Here is a 615-nt window from a genome sequence, read left to right as displayed (position 1 = left end):
GCCCCTGCCCCGGCCACGCCCGGCACCGCCACCGGCCCCGCGGGCAACAGTTCGCCGCCGCGATAGCGCTGCACGAACGCCGCCGCCGTCCCCCAGAAACCCTTCCAGCGGTGGAAGAAATGCGCCCCCACCGCGTCGGTCATCACCAATGTGCGGTTCCACGCCGGGGTCACCGCGAACGTGTGGTAATGGGTGGCAAGGCCGACGGGGGCATAGACCGAACCGTTGAGCGCCGCCGCCGCGATCCGCGCCGCGCGCGCCCAGCCCTGCCGGCTCGGAATCCGCGCGCTCGCACCGTCGCAGGCGAAGCTGAACTGGCACCCGCCCCCGGCGGCACCGACGCCCTGATAGACGACGCCGCACACGCTGGCGGGAAATGCCGGATGCCGCACGCGGTTCAGCACCACCTGCGCCACCGCGCGCTCGCCCTCGTCCGATTCCGACGCCGCCTCGTAATAGATCGCGGCGGTCAGGCATTGCAGCGCGCGCGCGCGGTCGATCGGCGCGATTCCCGCCAGCGTGAACGGGCGCGCCGGCGTCACCTTCGCATCGCCCGCGATCCGCGCGGCAAAGGCGGGGGCGGCGGGCAACGGCGCGGTGCCCGTCGTGCCGCGC

Annotated in this window: 1 protein-coding gene; it reads right to left on the bottom strand. The window is 74.3% G+C overall.

The genetic code is table 11. The features are described 5' to 3' along the window. A partial coding sequence (locus AX685_RS02405) for a cell wall hydrolase (RefSeq protein WP_197418458.1) occupies nt 1-615 on the bottom strand: 615 nt, incomplete at both ends.

Origin of the sequence: Sphingomonas sp. CCH9-F2 (genome assembly GCF_001556735.1) — a bacterium.
Classification (GTDB): domain Bacteria; phylum Pseudomonadota; class Alphaproteobacteria; order Sphingomonadales; family Sphingomonadaceae; genus Sphingomonas; species Sphingomonas ginsenosidimutans.
The sequence above is the reverse complement of the archived record's forward strand: the minus strand, read 5'-3'. Positions and strand labels throughout refer to the sequence as shown.